The 20,634-nt window shown below is 42.2% G+C and carries 21 protein-coding genes; 4 read left to right on the forward strand and 17 right to left on the reverse strand.

From position 1 onward, the window contains the following. From HMPREF9074_RS08090 to HMPREF9074_RS08105, 4 genes are all read left to right on the forward strand, one after another. Positions 1-998: DUF4301 family protein (locus HMPREF9074_RS08090; protein WP_034540230.1), on the forward strand; the 998-nt coding region annotated here is incomplete at its 5' end. Between the two features lie 92 nt (positions 999-1,090). Further along, positions 1,091-1,936 carry a hypothetical protein gene (locus tag HMPREF9074_RS08095; RefSeq protein WP_009389997.1) on the forward strand — a complete coding sequence of 282 codons (846 nt, stop codon included), beginning with the start codon at positions 1,091-1,093 and terminating at the stop codon, positions 1,934-1,936. A 67-nt stretch (positions 1,937-2,003) separates the two neighbouring features. Next, entirely contained in the window at positions 2,004-2,267 is a 264-nt protein-coding gene (locus HMPREF9074_RS08100; protein WP_009389999.1) for a hypothetical protein, read from the forward strand. Then, positions 2,260-2,577 carry a type II toxin-antitoxin system YafQ family toxin gene (locus tag HMPREF9074_RS08105; protein ID WP_009390002.1) on the forward strand — a complete coding sequence of 106 codons (318 nt, stop codon included), beginning with the start codon at positions 2,260-2,262 and terminating at the stop codon, positions 2,575-2,577. The genes HMPREF9074_RS08100 and HMPREF9074_RS08105 overlap by 8 nt, the downstream gene beginning before the upstream one ends. A gap of 253 nt (positions 2,578-2,830) precedes the next feature. On the opposite strand, the gene HMPREF9074_RS08110 is transcribed toward HMPREF9074_RS08105, so the two are convergent. From HMPREF9074_RS08110 to HMPREF9074_RS08195, 17 genes are all read right to left on the reverse strand, one after another. Next, on the reverse strand, positions 2,831-3,535 hold the full coding sequence (locus HMPREF9074_RS08110; RefSeq protein ID WP_009390005.1) for a tRNA1(Val) (adenine(37)-N6)-methyltransferase: 705 nt from the start codon (positions 3,533-3,535) through the stop codon (positions 2,831-2,833). A gap of 42 nt (positions 3,536-3,577) precedes the next feature. Further along, the gene (mutS, locus tag HMPREF9074_RS08115) at positions 3,578-6,157 is read right to left on the reverse strand and encodes a DNA mismatch repair protein MutS (protein ID WP_009390007.1); all 2,580 of its coding nucleotides are present in this window, start codon (positions 6,155-6,157) and stop codon (positions 3,578-3,580) included. Positions 6,158-6,292: 135 nt separating this feature from the next. After that, a complete protein-coding gene (locus tag HMPREF9074_RS08120; protein WP_009390009.1) occupies positions 6,293-6,532 on the reverse strand; it encodes a hypothetical protein in 240 nt (79 codons plus the stop codon). Between the two features lie 51 nt (positions 6,533-6,583). Next, positions 6,584-7,771: a glycoside hydrolase family 57 protein gene (locus HMPREF9074_RS08125; protein WP_009390011.1), complete on the reverse strand. Its 1,188-nt coding sequence runs from the start codon at positions 7,769-7,771 to the stop codon at positions 6,584-6,586. A gap of 10 nt (positions 7,772-7,781) precedes the next feature. After that, positions 7,782-9,071 carry a glycosyltransferase family 4 protein gene (locus HMPREF9074_RS08130; protein WP_009390013.1) on the reverse strand — a complete coding sequence of 430 codons (1,290 nt, stop codon included), beginning with the start codon at positions 9,069-9,071 and terminating at the stop codon, positions 7,782-7,784. Between the two features lie 54 nt (positions 9,072-9,125). Further along, entirely contained in the window at positions 9,126-11,069 is a 1,944-nt protein-coding gene (locus HMPREF9074_RS08135) for a glycogen debranching enzyme N-terminal domain-containing protein (protein WP_009390015.1), read from the reverse strand. Positions 11,070-11,169: 100 nt separating this feature from the next. Continuing rightward, positions 11,170-11,736, reverse strand: a complete 567-nt coding sequence (locus HMPREF9074_RS08140) for a hypothetical protein (RefSeq protein WP_009390029.1) — start codon at positions 11,734-11,736, stop codon at positions 11,170-11,172. Positions 11,737-12,053: 317 nt separating this feature from the next. After that, positions 12,054-14,018: an alpha-amylase family glycosyl hydrolase gene (locus tag HMPREF9074_RS08150; protein WP_009390030.1), complete on the reverse strand. Its 1,965-nt coding sequence runs from the start codon at positions 14,016-14,018 to the stop codon at positions 12,054-12,056. Between the two features lie 239 nt (positions 14,019-14,257). Further along, positions 14,258-15,166: a DUF3078 domain-containing protein gene (locus HMPREF9074_RS08155; protein ID WP_009390032.1), complete on the reverse strand. Its 909-nt coding sequence runs from the start codon at positions 15,164-15,166 to the stop codon at positions 14,258-14,260. 19 nt (positions 15,167-15,185) lie between these two features. After that, positions 15,186-15,530, reverse strand: a complete 345-nt coding sequence (locus HMPREF9074_RS08160; protein ID WP_009390034.1) for an iron-sulfur cluster assembly protein — start codon at positions 15,528-15,530, stop codon at positions 15,186-15,188. Positions 15,531-15,550: 20 nt separating this feature from the next. After that, positions 15,551-15,967, reverse strand: a complete 417-nt coding sequence (locus HMPREF9074_RS08165; protein ID WP_009390036.1) for a SufE family protein — start codon at positions 15,965-15,967, stop codon at positions 15,551-15,553. A gap of 70 nt (positions 15,968-16,037) precedes the next feature. After that, entirely contained in the window at positions 16,038-16,952 is a 915-nt protein-coding gene (locus HMPREF9074_RS08170) for a glutaminase (RefSeq protein WP_009390037.1), read from the reverse strand. Between the two features lie 5 nt (positions 16,953-16,957). After that, complete coding sequence (locus HMPREF9074_RS08175; RefSeq protein ID WP_009390039.1) at positions 16,958-18,244, reverse strand: gliding motility-associated protein GldE; 1,287 nt, start codon at positions 18,242-18,244, stop codon at positions 16,958-16,960. A 55-nt stretch (positions 18,245-18,299) separates the two neighbouring features. Continuing rightward, positions 18,300-18,725, reverse strand: a complete 426-nt coding sequence (locus tag HMPREF9074_RS08180) for a single-stranded DNA-binding protein (protein ID WP_009390042.1) — start codon at positions 18,723-18,725, stop codon at positions 18,300-18,302. A gap of 50 nt (positions 18,726-18,775) precedes the next feature. After that, entirely contained in the window at positions 18,776-19,837 is a 1,062-nt protein-coding gene (gene mutY / locus HMPREF9074_RS08185; protein WP_009390046.1) for an A/G-specific adenine glycosylase, read from the reverse strand. A gap of 16 nt (positions 19,838-19,853) precedes the next feature. Next, complete coding sequence (locus HMPREF9074_RS08190; protein ID WP_009390047.1) at positions 19,854-20,171, reverse strand: YbjQ family protein; 318 nt, start codon at positions 20,169-20,171, stop codon at positions 19,854-19,856. Between the two features lie 44 nt (positions 20,172-20,215). Beyond that, entirely contained in the window at positions 20,216-20,428 is a 213-nt protein-coding gene (locus HMPREF9074_RS08195; protein ID WP_009390048.1) for a Sec-independent protein translocase subunit TatA/TatB, read from the reverse strand. Positions 20,429-20,634 lie beyond the last annotated feature (206 nt).

The raw sequence follows: 20,634 nt of genomic DNA on the forward strand, positions 1-20,634 counted from the left end.
CCCCTTTCGAAGAGCACTTCCGCGAGGCAGTACTCTATGCTTCAGACGATGAGGAGGCCGATTTGCATTTCACTATCACCGAGCAGCATACCGAGGCTTTCTACAAAGAGCTAAACCTTATCAAGCCCGTCCTCGAGGAGCGCTACGGCATCCGCTTCAACGTTAGCTTCTCTTACCAAAAGCCAAGTACCGACACTGTTTCAGTAACCGAGGATAATGAGTACTTCCGCGACGAAGACGGCAATCTGCTTTTCCGCCCTGCCGGACACGGAGCCCTACTAAGCAATCTAAATGATATAGATGCAGATATTATCTTCATCAAAAATATCGACAACGTAGTAGTGAAAAAGTACACCGATGAAACGGTTTTCTACAAAGAAGCCTTAGCCGGTAAGTTGTGCGAGGTGCAAGACGAAGTGTTCAAAATACTGCACCGCATCGACAATAACAAAGTGAAGAAGAAAGAGGTAAAACGTATATTGAATTTCCTCAAAGAGATAAATATCAACGTACCTGACTACTTGTACAAGTTCCGCCGCCAATATGCGCTCGAGTTTATCAAAGAGCAACTACACCGCCCTATACGCGTTTGTGGTATGGTGAAGAATGAAGGTGAACCCGGTGGAGGTCCTTTCTGGATAAAAGAAGCTGATGGCAGTTACAGCCTACAGATTATCGAATCGGCACAAGTAGATATGAGCAATGCTAAGCAAAAGGAAATCTTCCAACAGTCTACCCACTTCAATCCGGTAGATTTAGTATGCGGCATCAAGGACTACAAAGGCCAAAAATTCGACCTACAGCAGTACGTAGACCCTCAACAGGCATTTATCACCAGCAAAACCTATATGGGAAGACCGCTAAAAGCCCTCGAGCTCCCTGGTTTGTGGAATGGCTCTATGGCAAAATGGATAACTCTATTTGTCGAAGTGCCTATCATCACCTTCAACCCAGTAAAAGTAGTAAATGACCTATTGAAGAAAACACACCAAGGATAATTTAATAATCTTGCTAATTTGTCGATTTGCCAATGAAATGAGCTGATTAGTTCATTGACAAATCGACAAATTGACAAATTGACAAATCAAAAATGAAGTATCTATTCTTTTTTCTACTAACGTGTCCCATTTGGGCGCAGCAATACACCACCGAATACCTAAAGATGACAGGCTGGCAACAACTTCACCTCAAAGGGAAGGTGAAGAGCCTCAAAATAACCTCTTACGAGGCAGAAACTACCGATAACAAACAACTAAAAGCCTTGCGCCTTGCCGAAGAAGAACCTATCGTGCAATACCTTTTCGATAGCGAGGGCAAGCTAACGCAGCGCGAAGTATATACAGCCGAAAATACCCTTAGTTATACCAGCCACTATAGCTATAACGATGCCGGTATGCTTACCCTGATACGCACCCCTAATATTTTTGGTGCTACCGACACTACCCGCGAAGAGACGTTCGAGTACGGCACAAACAGCCAACTATTGTGCTATAAAGACACTTATAACGGACAGGTATTAGAAAAGCGCAATTATGAGTACCCTGCAAAGGGGCAACAGCTTACGGTATATTACTCAGGTGGCGATTTCCCTTTCGATCGTATCACTTACACCTATTCCGCCCACCGACTTACCAAAGAACAGCAATGCGAGGGCAGTAATTGCTACCGCCACGATACGTATACCTATTCGGCTAATGGCAATATGATAGGCAAGGAGATTAAAAATGAGAGTGTGGATTACAATTATTGGTGCCGCTACACTTACCAATACAATTCCCAAGGCGACTGCACAAGCGAGAGAGTAGCCGATGCCCTTGGCGAGGGCAGTTACATACGCTACACTTACACCTACGATTCACAAAAGAACATCCGCGAAAAGCAAATACACAACACCAACACCCCTAAAATCATCAAATACGACATCGTGTATTACTAATAATTAGTTTTCAATTATCAATTGCTAATTGTCAATTAATTATTACCTTTGCCAAAAAAATAGAGATATGAATGCAACAATTATACAAGCAACTATCAATAATGCCGACTTTCCTATAATTCAACATTTGTTTGAAAGGCTCAAGATAAAGACTACTATTTTGGAGACTGTCACAGTAGATGATAAGAAAAAATCTATTCCAGTAGAAAAATCTATCCCTAATGAGGAAACACATAAGGCTTTTATGGAGATGAGAGAAAACAGACACTCTATGAAAGGGTATACTGATGTAAACCTAATGATTAAAGATATTTTAGAAGAAGATGAGTAATAACGAGACTGAAAAAGAAAAGAAGTCTTTTTCATTGAAATATTCAACTTCTTTCAAAAAAGACTTAAAGGTTATTTCTAATAATGCCCAAAAGCTCCAAAAAACTGCTGAAGTTTTAGGGATGCTACAAGAATGTGGAGTAGAGGGTATTCCACGAAAAATGAAACCTCATAAATTAATAGGTCAATACAAAGGAGCTTTAGAGTGTCATATAGAACCAGACTTGCTTATTATATGGGAAGAATACCTTGACGAAAGGGAAATATCTTTATTACGTTTAGGTAGTCATTCTGAGTTATTTAAAAAATAACTATACAAGTTGTATTTAAGTATTATATAATAAGGTTTTTTGGCTGAAACCTAATTTGGAGACCCAAGAGATACACCAAAACTTTGACAAAGTTGTCACATTATGAAACAACTATTTTTTTACTTCACCCTAATGTCTGAACTTTGCGCCGTAAAAGTTTTAAAACTTTCAGCGCGTTCTTTGGCATATTGTAATTATAAACTTAGCACTCTCTCCGTGCAATCTGTATGAGGTTTTCAAGGCAGTAAGCTGCCTATTTTGGCAAATAAAAATCTTCAGTAAGAGCTTTATAAGCAGGGGTATAGACGCCTCTGCTTTCTTCTATAATAAGCTCAGTAGGGGTGTAAGGTTGTTCTGTCCTACAAAAGCTGATAAGGCTGCGTTTTAGCGGAGCCGTAGCAGTTCCTTTAGTGCGCAACAATGCGTGAGGGTAAAGCCCTTGAGCGGCTGCCAAACCGATAAAAGAAGCCTCTTCCTGATAAGGAATGATAACTGCAAAACGCCCTCTATCCGACAATAATTGGGCTACTCCTTCTATAAGGGTTTCAAAAGGGAGCGCTGCAGCCGAACGGGCAGTACTGCGTGCTGTCTCAGGGGCTTGAGTGTCGGCTGTGTAGAAAGGAGGGTTAGATATAATAAAGTCGTAAAGAGTATCTATTTCAGCCACTAACTCTTTAAATGAAGCGTGGTAACAGAAAAGGCGGTCGCCCCACGGACTGTTTTCGAAGTTGTCGGTGCATTCTATATAAGCCGCTTCATCTATTTCTACGGCATCTATTAGGGGGGCATCACAGCGTTGGGCTATCATAAGGCTCAATAACCCTGTACCGGCTCCTATATCCAATACCGATGCGGCATCTTCTACGGGTGCCCACGCCCCGAGCAATACCCCATCGGTGCTGATTTTCATCGCACTATGTTCTTGCTTTACACTAAATTCTTTAAATTGAAATATCATATATAATTGGTAAATTAGCAAATCGACAAATTGGCAAATCGTCTAATTGAGTAGCTTCTTCATTTCGTTGAGCTTCATTAGCGCTTCTACCGGCGTCAGACTGTTGATGTCTAAGCTCAGTAGGTCGTTTTTGAGTTCGTCAAGACGAGGGTCGCTCATATCAAAGAAAGAGAGCTGCATTTCCTTCTGAGCTGCTTTTACCGCTTCGGTAGTATTTACATTGTGCATCTGCTCGAGCTTCTGTAGCATCTTATTTGCTTTCTGAACTACATATTGCGGCATTCCAGCCATTTTAGCCACGTGTATACCAAAACTGTGTGCCGAACCTCCTGCAGCCAATTTGCGCAAGAAAAGCACGCTATCTTGAGTTTCTTTTACGGTTACGTTGTAGTTTTTGATGCGCTCAAACTGCTCTGTCATTTCGTTCAGTTCGTGGTAATGGGTTGCAAAGAGCGTTTTGGCGCGCGAGGGGTGCTCGTGTAGGTATTCGGCTATTGCCCACGCTATCGAGATGCCGTCATAGGTGCTGGTGCCGCGCCCTATCTCGTCCAGTAGTATAAGGCTGCGGTCAGAAAGGTTGTTGAGTATCAGGGCTGCCTCGTTCATTTCTACCATAAAAGTCGATTCGCCTACTGATATATTGTCGCTTGCCCCTACGCGGGTGAAAATCTTATCTACGATACCTATATGGGCTGAGGTAGCAGGCACAAAGCTACCTATCTGGGCGAGTAGTACGATAAGAGCCGTTTGGCGCAGTATAGCCGATTTACCCGACATATTAGGTCCGGTAATCATCATCAGCTGCTGGGTGTCACGGTCTAAATATACATCGTTAGCTATGTAGGGGGTGCCAACAGGCAGTTGTTTTTCTATCACAGGGTGTCGCCCTTCTTTGATGTCTATCACATAGCTTTCGCTCATTTCAGGGCGGTTGTAGTGGTTCTCAAGGGCGAGGGTAGCAAAGCCGCAGAGAGTGTCTAATTGCCCTATTAGGTTAGCGTTAGTCTGCACTTGTGCTATGTATTCGCTTATATAGCTTATCAGCTCAGCATACAGCGATTGCTCTAACTGACTGATGCGCTCTTCAGCCCCTACTATTTTAGCCTCGTATTCTTTCAGCTCATCGGTGATGTAGCGTTCAGCATTCACAAGGGTTTGCTTGCGCACCCAGTCGGCAGGCACTTTGTCTTTATGGGTGTTGCGTACCTCTATGTAGTAGCCGAAGACGTTGTTGCTGTCTATTTTTAGCGAGGGGATACCCGTACGCTGGGTTTCGCGTAGTAACAGGTCGTCTAAGTACGATTTGCCTGTGTGCGAAAGGTTGCGCAGTTCATCTAATTCTGCCGAAAAACCTGCTGCTATAGCGTTGCCTTTGGCTATGTTTACGGGGGCTTCATCAGTAAGGGTTTGGCGTATGCGTGTGCAGAGTTGCTGACAGTCGTGCAGCTTATCTCCTAATAAACTCAGTGACTCTTTGCCCGATTGCAAGCATTGTTGTTTTATAGGGGCTATATGTTCTAACGAAGCGCACAACTGCACTACCTCTCTCGGATTGATTTTCAGTGTTGCCACTTTAGAGATAAGCCGCTCTATGTCGCCCATACGGCTGATATTCTCTTTTATTAGGTTAAGCGTATCGGTATGGTCGAGCAGGTAAGCTACCACCTCGTGTCGCTGTTCTATTTTTTCTATTTTCTTTAGCGGGAGGGCTAACCAACGTTTTAGGGTACGGCTACCCATAGGCGATAGAGTCTTATCTATCACATCTATAAGTGTAACCGACTGAGCCGAGCTACCCGCATAGAGCTCCAGATTCCGAATGGTGAATCTGTCGAGCCACACGTATGCATCTTCAGCTATGCGCTGTAGGGTAGTGATGTGCTGTAGCTGGTGGTGCTGAGTTTCTGAAAGATAGTAAAGTATCGCTCCTGCGGTTAGTATTGCTTCGGTCAGTTCGTCTACGCCAAAGCCTTTTAGCGAGTTGGTTTGGAAGTGCTTAGTAAGTGCTTGACGGGCGTAATCTTCTTTAAAGACCCAGTCTTCTAAGAAGAAGCAGTGAAAATCCTCACCAAAACTTTCGGCAAAGGCTTTTTTCTGTTGTTTAGCTATGAGTATTTCGCTGGGTTTGAAGTTCTGTAGTAGTTTGTCTATATAAGGTTTGTCACCTTGGGCTACCAAAAACTCGCCTGTCGAGATGTCGAGAAAAGCAATACCGCACAGCTGTTTGCCGAGCCATACCGAGGCGAGGAAGTTATTGTTTTTGCTTTGTAGAATATCGTCATTAAGAGCAACACCAGGGGTTACAAGTTCCGTCACGCCGCGTTTTACAATGCCTTTTACTAGTTTAGGGTCTTCTAATTGGTCGCAGATAGCCACGCGGTATCCTGCCTTTACTAGTTTAGGCAGGTAAGTATTGATAGAGTGATAAGGGAAGCCCGCTAATTCCGAGCGTTCGCTACCGTTATTGCGGTTAGTAAGTACTATATCGAGGGTGTGAGCAGCTTTTACGGCATCTTCGCCAAAGGTTTCGTAGAAATCGCCAACGCGAAAAAGGAGAAGAGCATCAGGGTATTTACTCTTTATCTGATTGTATTGCTTCATCAGAGGGGTTTCTTTTGCCATAGCTGTATTTAGTTAAGAATAAAGGGCAAAGGTACATATTATTTGATAATTAGCAAATTTGTTGAAAGGCTAATTTATGAATAAAAAAATAGTCGCCAGTATTCACTACTGACGACTAAATTATTAATTTCTAAATTAAGGTAGATACAGCGAACTGTCTATGAGACTTTCATCAGCCTCATATTTGGCACCTTTCTGCCTGTCCTTAGGAGGATTTGCGTAGAAAAACTCTTCCGAGTCTAACGCTTTCACCTTACGTTCCGCATCAACGGTTTTTCTTGCAAATCCATTAGATACAGACATTTCTGCGGCGTCATTGCTGACAATCTCTTCGTAGAGATGATTGATTTTGGGTTTAGCATTTTCTAATTTCATTTTGTCTGTTTTTAAAATTATTATTAAACTTTCTATAAACTCCTAACTAATTTAGCCTTTCACCCGCTCGATGAAGTCGCTTAGCACGTTCATATAGTTGATAAACGCTTCATACGGCGATTCGTAAGGCAGAATGTACTTGTGATAGTCGGCTCCTGAGAATAGCTTAGTGCGCATAAAATAGAAATGCTCACTGGCTTGCAGCCTACTATAGTCTTCGTTTAGCTCTGCATTCTTTTTCTTCTTCACCAAAGGTTGTATTTTGAATAGCTCGGTAAAGGCTTCTTTTTGTAGTTCGTTTCCTAACCACGAAGTGATATCGCGCTCTTCGTCTGTCCACGAAATAGGGTAAGGCACAGGTAGTATATCTTTAGCTGTATGCTTTTTAGTGACTTCCTTAGGCAATAAGAACTGATAATTAGGGTTTTCGGCTATTTGCTGGATGAAATATCTCAGAAAGTCGAAAATCCCACTTTCAGCGCGGTTGTAGTGCCCTATTACTTCGTAGTTCATAAAGAGGTTGAGCACTTCAGTATCTTGTAGGCTGTGCGATACCCAATCAACGTATTTTTCTGAAGTAAGTGGGTATTCGCTCCAGTTTCTGTCAGAAAAGCGTATTGCTATATCATCACTCAGCTTACTGTTCTTTAGTAAGAGGTTGAGGTTTTCGTCTAAAGCATTTTTATAGACGAAGTTAGGACTCTTCCAACCTAATACGTGCTTAGCACCATCGGTAAGCATCGTCTTGAAGCCCAAGTCAGCTACTCTTTTCCCTATTTTATCAGAATAGATGAGAGACGTATTGCGGAAGGTTACCGGTTTTTTGCCAAAAAGCTCTTTGATAGCTGCACTATGGCGTTTTACCTGCAATTCAAACTCATCAGTGTCTTCAGATAGCGATGCTAATGAGTGCGAATAGGTTTCGGCTAAGAACTCTACTTGTCCTATTTGGGCGAGCTCCTGAAAAGAGCGTATTACCTCTGGGGTGTGCATTTCGAGCTGGTCAATAGCTGAGCCCGAAATAGAGAAAGCAACTTTGAATTTGCCTTCGTATTTCTTGATAAGGTCTAACAATAAAGCGTTAGCAGGCAAGTAGCAGTTTTCGGCTAAATCTTCTAATTCTGAGCGGTTAGCGTAGTTGTCAAAATAGTTGTGTTTTTTTCCTATGTCGAAGAATTGATATTTTCTAAGACGTTCGGGGTGATGGATTTGAAAATAAATACAAATTGACTTTTTCATAATGGTGGTTTTACATTAAAGATTCGTAGATTTTTTTGAGTTTCAGCGAGGCAGTTTCCCATTTTAGTTGGTTTACCTCTTCATAACCTTCGCGTTGCATAAAGTTAGATAGGGTGGGGTAAGCCAATACGCCGTATATCGCATCGGAGAGGGCGTTGATATCCCAATAATCTACTTTTATAGCGTGGTGGAGTACTTCGGCTACTCCCGATTGTTTAGAGATGATGGTGGGCACCCCAGAGCGCATTGCCTCTAAGGGCGAAATACCAAAGGGTTCAGATACAGAAGGCATCACATACACATCGCTATAGCGGAACATACGTTGTACATCGTTGCCGCGCAAGAAGCCTGTGAAGTGGAAACGTGTGCCTAAACCCAATTGGGCTACACGGCGTACTAAAGGGTTCATCTTCTCACCGCTACCTGCCATCACAAAGCGTACATTAGGCAGGCGTTTCATCACTTTGGCAGCGGCTTCTACAAAGTACTCAGGCCCTTTTTGTAGGGTGATGCGCCCTAAGAAAGTTACGATTTTATCTTTGATGCCGCGTTCCTCACGGTCTTCGGTGTCGGTTTTAAAGTCTACTGCATTATGCACTGTGATAACTTTTTCAGCAGGGATACCATATTTTTCTATAACAATATTGCGCGTCCAGTTGCTTACTGTTACTACCCTGTCGGCAGCTTCCATACCTCGTTTTTCGATGTCGTACACTAAGGTATTGCGGTTAAACTCACCTCCGCGGTCGTATTCGGTAGCGTGTACGTGTACTATTAGCGGTTTTCCTGATATTTTTTTAGCGATGATACCTGCACTATAGGTTAGCCAGTCGTGGGCGTGAATTACATCAAAATCGTGGTTTTTGGCTACTGTACCAGCTACTAAGGCATAACGATATACCTCTTCCATTAGGTTAGCCCCATATTTGCCCGAAAACTGAAATTTATTATGGTAGCTGATGCGTTCACGGTTTTCGCCTTCTTTGAGGTAGCGGTCGCGCTCGCGAGCAAAGGTTTCGGGGTCGAGATAAGGCACAAGGTTAGAGCCTATCTCCATAAAATTGATATGTTTCCAGAACTCTTCTATCTTCTCGGTGTTCTGAAGCATTTCTACATCGCTGGCATTGATAATCTTTGCCACACTACTATCCTCATCACCTGAGGCTTTAGGCATTACAAATAGTACTTGTACACCATTTTTGGCTAACCCCTGAGCTATACCGAGGCAAGCTGTTCCTAACCCTCCACTGATGTGTGGGGGGAATTCCCAACCAAACATTAATACTCTTGCATTCTTCATACGCTTTTATTGATTTTTCTAAACCCCTCGATTTCGAAGGGTTTAAATTCTGAGTTATTTATTACCTTTTAGCAGCCATTGTGCCCTTAAAATCTCTGATACATTCTTAGCTTTAGAGATACATCCTCTTGATTGGAATGGTGGATTGCCGTCATAGATAGCCGAAATACAGCCTACTCCGTGGTCGTTGAGTTCTTCTTCGAAGTCAGCGAGGATACTTTCAGCATCAGGTATGTAAGCATCGCCGTAGAGCTTTAAGTTGGCTTCTATATAAAAACCTATCAACCAAGGGTGTGCCGACCCGTTGAAAGTTGCCTTATCGCGTACGTATACGGGGCCTACACCTTCGCCTTCATAACGTGGGCTCTCAGGTGATAGCGTGCGCAAACCACGAGGGGTAAGGAGCTCTTGGGTGATGATCTTTAACACCTTGCGTTGTCTTTTTTCAGTAAGAGGCGAGTAGTTAAGCGCACAAGCCAATAGCTGGTTAGGACGTACTTCAGTGTTTTGATGAGTGTGGTTAGCATAGTCAGCTAAGTAAGATTCAGCTTCATACCAGAAAGTCTGGTTGAAACTTTCGGCTATAGTAGCCGGTAGGGTAGCCCATTCGCTCAAAAAAGCTTTGTCTTTAGCCTCATCAGCCATTGCAATGGCATAGCATACAGCATTGTACCATAGCGCGTTTACTTCTACCACATATCCATTTCTAGGTACGATAGCTCCGTAATTGCCCTCAGCGTCAAACCACGTAAGGGGGCGACTTAGGTTATCACTCCATATCAGTCCGTTGTCGTCCATACACATTGTTTTGTGCTTGCGGCTGCGGTAGGTTTGTAGGATAGCTTTCAGCAGTTCGCCATATTCTTTCCACAGTTGTTTTTTGGTCTTATTGGTTTCTTTTTCGTATTGCTGAAGCGTCCAGAAGAACCACAATGAGGTATCGGCATCAAACACAGGATTGGTGACGTGGGTACTAATGTCGCGAGCGAAAAGTCCCTCATAAAAATACTTGCAAGCAGAGGTAAGCACCTCATCGAATATCTTGGCTGTATTGCCAGAAAGAGCAATACCCGGTAGAGAGATAAAGGTATCGCGGGTGTTGCTGTCAAACCAGTGATATCCTGCTTTGATGCGTGTTTCGCCTGCCTTGTGTATCAAGAATTGGGCTGCACTGTACTGTAGGCATTCTTGAGCTGAGTTGCGCTCACTGCGTTCTTTTAGATATTTGTTGAAATTCTTTTCGAGGGTTTTGCTTTCAGCCTCTTCAATGCTGGCAGAAAAGACGATGCTTTCGCCCTTCTTTAGGCTCACTTCAAAATAACCAATACTTAGCAAATCTTCCTGATAGTCATAGCCGCGTTCTTTCTCTTTAGTGTAATAGATATTGTTATTCCAATACGCGTTGTTTATAAAGTCAACTTTTTTGCTAAACTGCATATATAGGTATGGAAACTCAGGGTATAGGCGGGCACGTATGCCGTTATCAGCAGCTTCAGGTTGGGTGCTAGCTACAGGGTTTTGTTTGCTGAGTGAGTGTATATCGCGGAAAGCCAAAAGAGGGTTTAAGCGCAACTTGGTAGCTGAGTGAGCCTCGAGTAGTGTATAGCGCACCAATACTTGTGGAGCGTTGTGCATCATTAGTATTTCTTTCTTTAGCAATACCCCGCCTACTTGGTAGGTAACGGTAAAAGCTTTTTCGTACGAAATATCTACGATATACTTATGTCCGCGTGGCTCATAAGTACCCTCGTACTTATGTACCCCAAAGTTGAAATCACGTCCGTGCTGTATGATAGTCTCATCGAGTGATGAAAGCATTACATAGTTTTTGCCTCTAAATTTTTCGATAGGCACTACTAATAACCCGTGGTATTTACGGGTGTTGCAAAATACAAGGGTAGAGGAGCAGTAGCCTCCACCGCGGTTGGTACCTAAGAACTCTCTGCTAAGAGAGTACTCTAGATTGATAAGTTGGTCTTTTTTGAATGATAAATACATAACAATTGATAATTAATAATAATTAGGTTGTAGTATAATACGCGTTATTATGTTTTAGAGATAGTTAAAGTTTTAAACTTTTGACTAAGTTTATAACTTATTATTTACTTCTTTCATACTCCCATCGCCCTAATTCTTTTCGTTTCTCAAGCTGGTGTAAGGCTAGTTTTTTTATTTCTACATCGTTAGTCTGAGAAACTAATTGCTCTAAAGCTAAAAAACTCTCAGGTTGTGGCTGGGCACCTATAGCATAAATGATTTTTCTTACATAAGGGTATTTAAAATCTTCAGGCTCTAAATATTTGGGAACATTGTCTATTGCTTTTAGTAAGATAAGAATGTTTTCTATATTATTGTTAAAAGTCGACTGAAAAGCACTTGCCATATTCTCGTGTTCAGAGTGAAAATTACATAACAAAAACTCTTGAAATAAAGCTTCATCTTCTTCTTTACTCATACTATTAGGTAATTCCCAAAGAATGGTATCAAAATACTGATTATAATCATTTTCGTCTAGATAATCCTTAACACTAACACTCAACAATAAATATCTTAACTGCTCATAATTAGCTTTAAAAGCAGTTTTTTCTATAAACTTTTCTCTATTGATTTTCCAATCACATAAATCTTTGATGAGTTGTTGGTTTTTTGAACTTATGATTTCCATTTTCTTGTTTTTTGCTTACTTAGATCTGTGAAAAAATATATAAAATATTAGAGCTCTTGTCTAAAAAACTGTTACTCACTTGTTAATTGATTAGATGGTAAATCAATGATTTCAAATCTTTCATCTGTAAGGTGGGTAATACTTTGTTGTAATTATCTCTAAAGTGTCTATTTACCCCATCAATTAATGTCCAATTAATTATAGGGCTTATCAAGTAAATATTATCACGATAAATAGTATCTAACAATATACTGATGAGTTTTTTAAGTTTTATAATGTTTTTCTCAAGACGTGAGGTACTATTTACATAACCTTTGTCAATTGTCAATTTTTAGCACCATTGCAATTCTCGCTGGTATATACAGCGATAATAGGTTCTTCTTCTCTAAGTACTGGGTAAAGTGCTCGATGCTCTCATCTATGCGGTTAGCTCCTGCAAAAGCGGGGTTGTCAGTACTTAGTACGGTTAGGTACTTGCCGGCACGCACCTCAAACGGATAGTCGCTATATGAGGTGGTAGGGTTAAAACTGAATACGAATAGATAGTTGCCACGCTCGAATACGAGTATTTGCCGCTCGATGTCGCGTACTAATACACGGGGTTCGTAGGTCAATAGGCGGCTGCGTGCTATTAGGTGTATCATTTCGCGGTCGAAAGCGTTCAGATACTTAAATTTTAAGTTGGGGTCATCAACCAAACTCCAGAGGCGGCGTGCGTGGGCGTAACTCCAGCCGTTGCCCTCGCGAGGGAAGTCAATCCACTCGGGGTGCCCCCATTCATTCCCCATAAAGTTTAGATAGCCTCCGCCGGCAGTGCCTAACGTTACGAGGCGTATCATTTTATGTAGAGCCATTGCACGGTCGATGATGAGATTGTGGTCGAACACGCTCATACCGGTGTAGACCTCCTTGTCGGTCATACGGAAAAATATGGTCTTATCGCCCACGAGAGCTTGATCGTGACTTTCGGCGTAGCTTATGGTACGTTCTTCGGCGCGTTTGTTGGTCAGTTCATAATAAATATCGCCTACGTGCCATTGTTCATCGGGTACTTCTTTTAGCAACTTAATCCAATAGTCGGGTATGCCCATACTCATCTTGAAATCGAAGCCCATACCCCCTTCGGTTATAGGTGAGGCTAACCCTGGCATACCGCTCATCTCTTCGGCTATGGTAATAGCTTGAGGATAGAGCTGATGTGTGACTAAGTTGGCAAGCGTTAAGTAGGTTATTGCCTCTACATCTTCATTACCGTCATAATAAAAACTATAGTTAGTAAATGCTTTGCCAAGTCCGTGGTCGTAATAGAGCATACTGGTTACTCCATCGAAGCGGAAGCCGTCAAACTGGTATTCTTCAAGCCAATACTTGCAGTTAGAGAGCAAGAAGTTGAGTACTTGGGGCTTGCCGTAGTCGAAACAGCGAGAGTCCCACGCAGGGTGTTTGCCGCGCTCACCACTATGGAAGTACAAATAATCAGTACCGTCAAAATAACTGAGCCCTTCTACCTCATTGCTTACCGAATGCGAATGCACAAGGTCTAAAATTACGCGTATGCCTAAGCCGTGTGCCGTGTCGATAAGCTCTTTGAGCTCTTCAGGGGTGCCAAAGCGTGAACTCACTGCAAAGAAATTGGCTACCTGATAGCCAAACGACCCGTAGTAAGGGTGCTCTTGTATAGCCATTAGCTGTATTGTATTATAGCCTAAATCAGCGATACGAGGCAATACGTATAGACGAAACTCCACAAAGGTGCTCACGCGCTGATGCTCAGTACTCATACCTATATGCGCCTCATAGATAAGGGGCGGTTCGGTAGTATTGGGGCGAGAGTGCTTCCATTGGTAGGGTACAGGGGGTTGCCATACTTGTGCAGTAAATACTTTAGTATAATCGTCTTGTACTGCGCGTAGGGTATGCGAAGGCAACCGCTCACCGCTACCGCCGTCCCACTCTACTAACAGTTTGTAGAGCATTTGGTGGTGCAAAAGATGTGCGGGGAGCCGTAGTTCCCAATTTTCGTTGTTGAGTTTTTTAAATGAGAAGTGATTGTTTTTTTGCCAGTCATTACCTTCAAAAAGGAGGTATATAGCCGTTGCGTTAGGAGCCCACTCGCGCAACACCCATTCGTTAGCTTCAAAATGTAAGCCGTAGTACAGGTGAGAGTTGCAGTTATCTGCCAATCGGGCGGCATCGCCTTGCATAGTGCGTGCGGTGGCAGTAAAGTGTTTTTTTCTATCCTCTATAATGCTGAGGTAGGGTAATAAAAGTGGGTCGATCATAGTGGTGGTATTTTTTTGGCTTATGGAAAAGTCATTGAGTAAGGCTTTTGAGTAAGTCAAACTTAATTTCGCCGTAAAATTAAAATAATTTTTTGATATTCGCAAAAGTTTTTTACGAAAAAATAATATATTATTAAGGATTGCTTACTTATTTGTCAGTATATTAACAAATTAGCCCATTAACAGACAATCGCGTCTGTTAATGGGCTAATTTATTAATTATTAAATTTACTAAATGTTTAAAATTTGTAAGTTACTCCTAAACCTAATACTTCGCGTATTTGGAAGGCTTTAGCGGCATTATCATCATAGATAGCTTGGAAAGTGAAGTTTGCCGATAGATATTTGTTGATAGTCATCACTAAGTTGGCAGTGTAGTCAATATCTATGTTTTGAGGTTTATCAAGGTAGTTGCTATACAATGATAGTATGTTTTCAAATGAAACATTGTCCATTACATTGAATTTAGCATAGCCACTAAGTGAGAAACCGAGCTCATAGCGTATTGTTTTACCTTTCTCTACTCCGTAGAAACTACCAGCTTGCGTCCATCTACTTCTAGCAGTAGTAATTTTAGAAGTTGCAGGAGCGATATTCACTTTTAGGTTGTCGCTTTTCTTCCACAAGATACCAGGACCAAATTGTACATACCCTGGTGAAAGCAATTGGTTTATAAGGTCGCGCTGAGTGCCAGAAGTGTACTTATAACCATCGGTCATTTGGGTTTTGAAGTTGAAGAAGAATGAGTAGAACCACTCTGGATTGGTCATCTGATAACCAAGTACAGAGTTTACTTCAAAACGGTCTGTTGTTTTGCGAGTGAATTCATCGCCTTCTAACTTAGTAAGACCATAATCGATGTATAGGTTGTTATCCCAAGCTAAACGGTCTTTCTTATAGTTGAATGCATAGCTAACAGCAAGGCTTGCTGCTACGTTGTTAGTACCCCCTCCAGTCCAATCGTTATTGAAGGCAGCTTGCGAAAACATTAATGAGGCATTGCCTCCTTTTGTCCAACGAGGGGTAGCAGGAGCTTCTTGCTCAGGGGCTACAGTAGGGTCTTGAGCAACTCCATCGGTGCTCTCTTCTTGGGCAAAACCCATTGATACAGCAGAAAGTAATAATGCTGAGAATAAAAGTTTTTTCATAAGTGATTTATTAATTAGTTTACAAAAATCCGAGTTCGAGTTTCGCTACCTCGCTCATCATATCCTGATGCCAAGGCGGGTCGAAAGTGAGTTCAACAATGGTTTCGTGAACATCATCAATGCTCTGTACCTTTTCTTTTACCTCCATAGGGAGTGCATCGGCTACAGGGCAGTTAGGCGAGGTGAGAGTCATAAGTATCTTCACATCGCAGTCTTCATTTACGAATACATCATATACTAAGCCTAATTCGTAGATATCTACAGGTATTTCGGGGTCGTATATTGTTTTAAGCACTTCTACGATTTTCTCGCCGAGTACTTCAGTGTCTATTATTTTTTGAGTATTTGTGGTCTCTTCAGCCATTTGTTTATAGATTTATGTCCTTATTTTTTTGCTTGTAACAGGGCGTATCGCCTCATCTGCTCGAGCATACTCACCAATCCGTTAGCACGGGTGGGCGATAAGTGTTCTTTGAGTCCTATTTGGTCGATAAAGTCAGTTTTAGCCGCTAAAATCTCTTCGGGGGTGTGACCTGAATACACGCGCACCAATAAGGCTACAATACCTTTGGTGATAATGGCATCGCTATCGGCCGTAAAGAATATCTTACCCTCTTGGTAGTCAGCGTGTAGCCATACTTGACTTTGGCACCCTTTGATAAGATAATCATCAGTTTTGTACTGTTCTGCTATTAGGGGCAGCGACTTGCCCAACTCAATCATATATTCATATCGCTGCATCCAATCTTCAAAGAGTGAAAACTCTTCTATTATCTGGTTTTGTATTGCTTCTATAGTCATTAGAGTGTGTGTTTTTGGGCGGCAAAGATACAAATAATTAGCTAATTAGCAAATCGATAAGATTTACGGATTAAAAAATTGAGGTATGGGTTTGGGCGGTAAATTCCTCTAAAAATAGCATTCCGCGGTATGAGTTGCCTTTGTTATTTAGCTTAGGGCTCCACACGGCTATGCTGTAGTGGTTAGGCAATAAAGCTACGATGCCTCCGCCCACACCACTCTTGCCCGGTAAGCCTACCTTGAAAGCAAATTCACCCGACTCGTCATAAAAACCGCAGGTTTGCATAATTGCATTTACCCGCTTAGTACAAGTGTCGGTGAGTATCTGTACGCGGTCGTGCATACGAATACCATCATTGGCTAAAAATGAAAATATATAGGCTAAAGACTTGCAACTGAGTTCTAACGAACAGAGTTTGAAGTAGAAGTTAAGTACCTCTATAGGGTCATTTTCTATATTTCCTAACGATTTGATGTAATAGCATAGCGCAAAATTTCTATACCCTACTGATTTTTCAGACTCGGCTACTCTGATAGAATAGTTTACTGACTCATCATTTGCCAAATCGCGGACGAAAGTAAGGAAATCGGCTTCGGCATCTTCTAAAATAGATAGCAAAATGTCGCATACAACTATGGCTCCTGCATTGATAAGCGGATTGCGCGGAATACCATTGTCAGCCTCTAATTGCACGAGCGAGTTAAACGAAGTGCCCGAAGGTTCTACATCTACGCGTTTCCAGAGTTTGTCGCCTATGATGCTATAAGCTAAGCACAACGCTAACACTTTTGAGATACTTTGGCACGAAAACTTCTCGTCGCAATCGCCTATGCCAAAGGATTGCTTGTTGAGGCTGTAGAAATACACCCCAAACTTATTAGGGTCTACTTGAGCCAATTCGGGGATATAAGTAGGTACAGTGCCTACATTCTCAGCTTCCATTACTGTTTTATAGGCTGCTTCTATAATTTTTGAATACTTCACGTCAATTAACTGTTAATTTTTACTTTGATTTCCTTTATTCGGTGTTTGTCGAAGGCTTCTACGGTGAAACTATAGTTGTGAAACACAATAGGTTTGCCTTTTTGAGGGAAGTTGCCTGATATTTCGAGCAAAAAGCCTGCTAAGGTCTCTGCTTCTCCTCTTTTTTCATCAAAAAGCAAGATGTTTTCATCGTCCATCTTTACGATGCGGTAAAAATCTTTTAACACAGTCTTGCCTTCAAAAATATAGGTGTGATCATTAATCTTAGAGTATGTAACATCATCATCATCGAACTCATCATTGATGCTACCTACTATTTCCTCCATAATATCTTCTAAAGTGATGATACCACAAGTGCCGCCATACTCGTCTACCACTACGGCTAAGTGTATTTTCTTTTCTTGGAACTCGCTGAGCAAATCGTCTAACTTCTTGTTTTCAGGCACGAAGAAAGCTTTTCGCATTACCTTAGTCCATTGAAAATCAGGTTTTTCGATATAAGGCAATAGGTCTTTGATATAGATAACCCCTGTAATATTGTCTAAATTTTCGCGGTATACGGGTATGCGCGAATAGCCTATTTTTACTATCTCGCTCAACACTTCGCTAAAAGGGGTATCCTCGCTAAGAGCAAAAATATCTACGCGGGGCACCATCACTTCGCAGGTTTCGGTATTGCCAAACGATACAATACTCTCTAATAGCTTCTTTTCCTCATTGGTAGTATCCTCTTCTGATGCCAATTCTAAGGCTTGCGAAAGTTGCCCAACTGATATATTGCTCTTGGTTTTGCCTAATCGCTTTTGAATCCATACGGTGAAAGACTTCATCGGTAGGCTGATAGGGGTGAAAACGGTATCGAGTATATAGATGAAGTAGGCCACTCTCTTAGCGAAAGCCAAGTTGTTGCGATTGGCGTAAATCTTGGGCAGTATCTCGCCGCAGAGCAACAATACAAAGGTTACCAACCCAATATCCATCACATCGCGCAATATAGGGTTTTTGATGCCTCCGAAGGCAAAGTTGGTCAGCTCTGGTGAGATAAGCACTATAGAGATATTGACCAAGTTATTAGCGATGAGTACGGTAGCCAACAGCTTTTTAGGGTTTTCTACCATTTTGGCTATCAGGTTATTGGCAGAATTGTGGTCTTCTTTCAGCTCGTCTATTTCAGTAGGCGAGAGCGAAAATAAGGCCACTTCAGAGCCAGAGATGATAGCAGAGCAGAGCAGCAGTAAGCAAAAAATAGCAAATTGTACTATCAGCGCAATATCTACGGTTAAAAAGGGCATCAGCAACGATGCCGAGAGGGGTTCTGTTTCCAAAATAAAAGAATTTCGTTATACATTAAAACGGCACTCCATTAGCATCTAACTCAGGCGACGATTGAGTAGTAAGGGTGCCAGCTACCGGTGGGGTAGCAGTTTTAGGGGCGCGCATATTGGGCAGCAGATTCATATCGCTTACTACTACCTCGGTAATGTAGCGAGGACTGCCGTCTTCGGCTTGCCAAGAGCGGGTACGCAACTGTCCTTCTAAATAGATAAGGTCGCCTTTTTGGGTGTACTTTTCTATGGCTTCAGCCAGCTTATTGCGTACCACTATATTGTGCCACTCAGTGTGCTCTACGCGCTCATTAGTATTGCGGTTAGTATACTCTTCGTGGGTAGCGAGTCTGAACTGACCTACGCAATTGCCTTCGCTAAAATAGGTTAGCTTTATTGCCTCGCCTATGCGTCCGACAAGGATAACTTTATTTACATATCCGTTCATTGGTAAATTGGGTTATGGGGTTAAAAGATGTTACAAAAGTACGATTTTTTTTATAACTTCCAAAAGTTTTTAATAAAGTTTGCGGTAAGAGCTGACACAGGATAGCGCTCTAACTGGCTGATAGATATGCCTTTTTCGAGTGGAGAGTGGGTGGTAAGTACCCAAAACGAGGTGTGTATGTGCTGGTGCGTGAGCTTATGCACAACAGGGCTTTCGTTATACAAATAAGGAGTGATGAGGGGGTGCTGCTCTCTTAGCTGCTCAGTAAGGGCAGCAGCAGAGAGGGGCGTAGAGGTTTCGATAAGCGGAAATTCGTAGAGTCCGTGCCATATATCTTTGCCTTCTCGTTTCTGAAGGAGGGTTTGCTGATCGGCACTCAGCCATACGAGGTAGTTGAAGTAACGCTGTTTTATCTTGATTTTCTTGAGTTTGGCAGGCAAAACACCTACCTGATTATGCGCCCAAGCCCAACAGTTGTCGCGCAATACGCAGTTAGCACAGTCGGGTGACTGGGGAGTGCAGACGATTGCGCCAAACTCCATAATAGCTTGGTTGTATTCGCCTGCCCGAGGCTTGTCTAACAACTCATTAGCTAAGGCTTTGAACTCTTTGGCTGCTGCAGGGGTGTTGATAGGTGTCTGCACCCCAAAGAGGCGTGATAATACGCGATATACATTGCCATCGACTACTGCACAAGGCTCGTTATAGCAGAAAGAAGCAATGGCACTGGCAGTGTAATCGCCTATGCCTTTGAGCTTTACGAGTTCTTGATAACTTTTAGGGAAAACACCCCCCAGCACTGTGGCTATGTGCTGAGCGGTATGATGTAGATTCTTAGCGCGTGAGTAGTAGCCCAAACCTTGCCATAGCTTTAGCACCTCTTCTTCGGAAGCCTTTGCTAAATCGGATACGGTAGGGAAATGAGTGATAAATCGCTCGTAATAAGGGAGCCCTTGTACTACGCGCGTTTGCTGGAGGATAATCTCGGAGAGCCAGACTTTATAGGGGTCGGTTGTGCCACGCCACGGCAAGTCGCGCTTAGCCGTAGCGTACCAAGAGAGCAATTTGCTGGTTAGCCAATTAGCTGATTTGTCGATTTGTTGATTTGCCAATTCGTAGATGAGCTAATTATACTTGTACGGCTGTGCCACTGGCAGTAACCATTAGCATACCCCCATTAGCCCCTACGGTTTCGTAATCGAGGTCGATACCCACTACTGCATTAGCACCGAGGGCAGCAGCACGCTGTTGTAATTCTTTTAAAGCAGTTTCTTTGCCTTCGATAAGTACTTTTTCGTAGGTAGTAGAGCGTCCGCCGAAAAAGTCGGTAAGCCCCGCCATAAAATCCTTAATAGCATTCGCCCCGATGATGGTCTCGCCAGTAACGATGCCTAAATATTGCTTAATAGGATGTCCTTCGATTGTAGGTGTTGTTGTTAAAAGCATAATGTTAATTTGTCGATTTGCCAATTTGTCGATTTGCCAATTTGTTAATTAGCAGATTTGTTGATTTGTTCGTCTTCTGGTTTGCCAATACGTTCGTTGTCTTTAGCAGGGTCTTTAGTGGCGTCTTTGAACTCGCGGATGCCTGTGCCTAAACCACGCATTAATTCAGGGATTTTCTTGCCCCCGAAAAGCAATAATATAAGGGCTACAATAATCACTACTTGCCAAGGCCCTACCATTCCTAAAAAAATATTCATATATTTTATGTTGTTAATTGTTATACTTTTTGATTTTTATAACTGAGTAAAAGTGTTAGCTGCCTATTCCTCAGAAAAGTTTGTCTTTTTTAGTTCGTCTATTTTACTTTCTAAAGAGAGTACTACACTGAACATATTTGTTTTAATATCTTCATTTGAAAAACGAATAAAAGTTATTCCCCATTGCTCTATTTGCTCTTGCCGAA

The organism is Capnocytophaga sp. oral taxon 329 str. F0087, from assembly GCF_000213295.2.
GTDB classification, from domain to species: Bacteria; Bacteroidota; Bacteroidia; order Flavobacteriales; family Flavobacteriaceae; genus Capnocytophaga; species Capnocytophaga leadbetteri_A.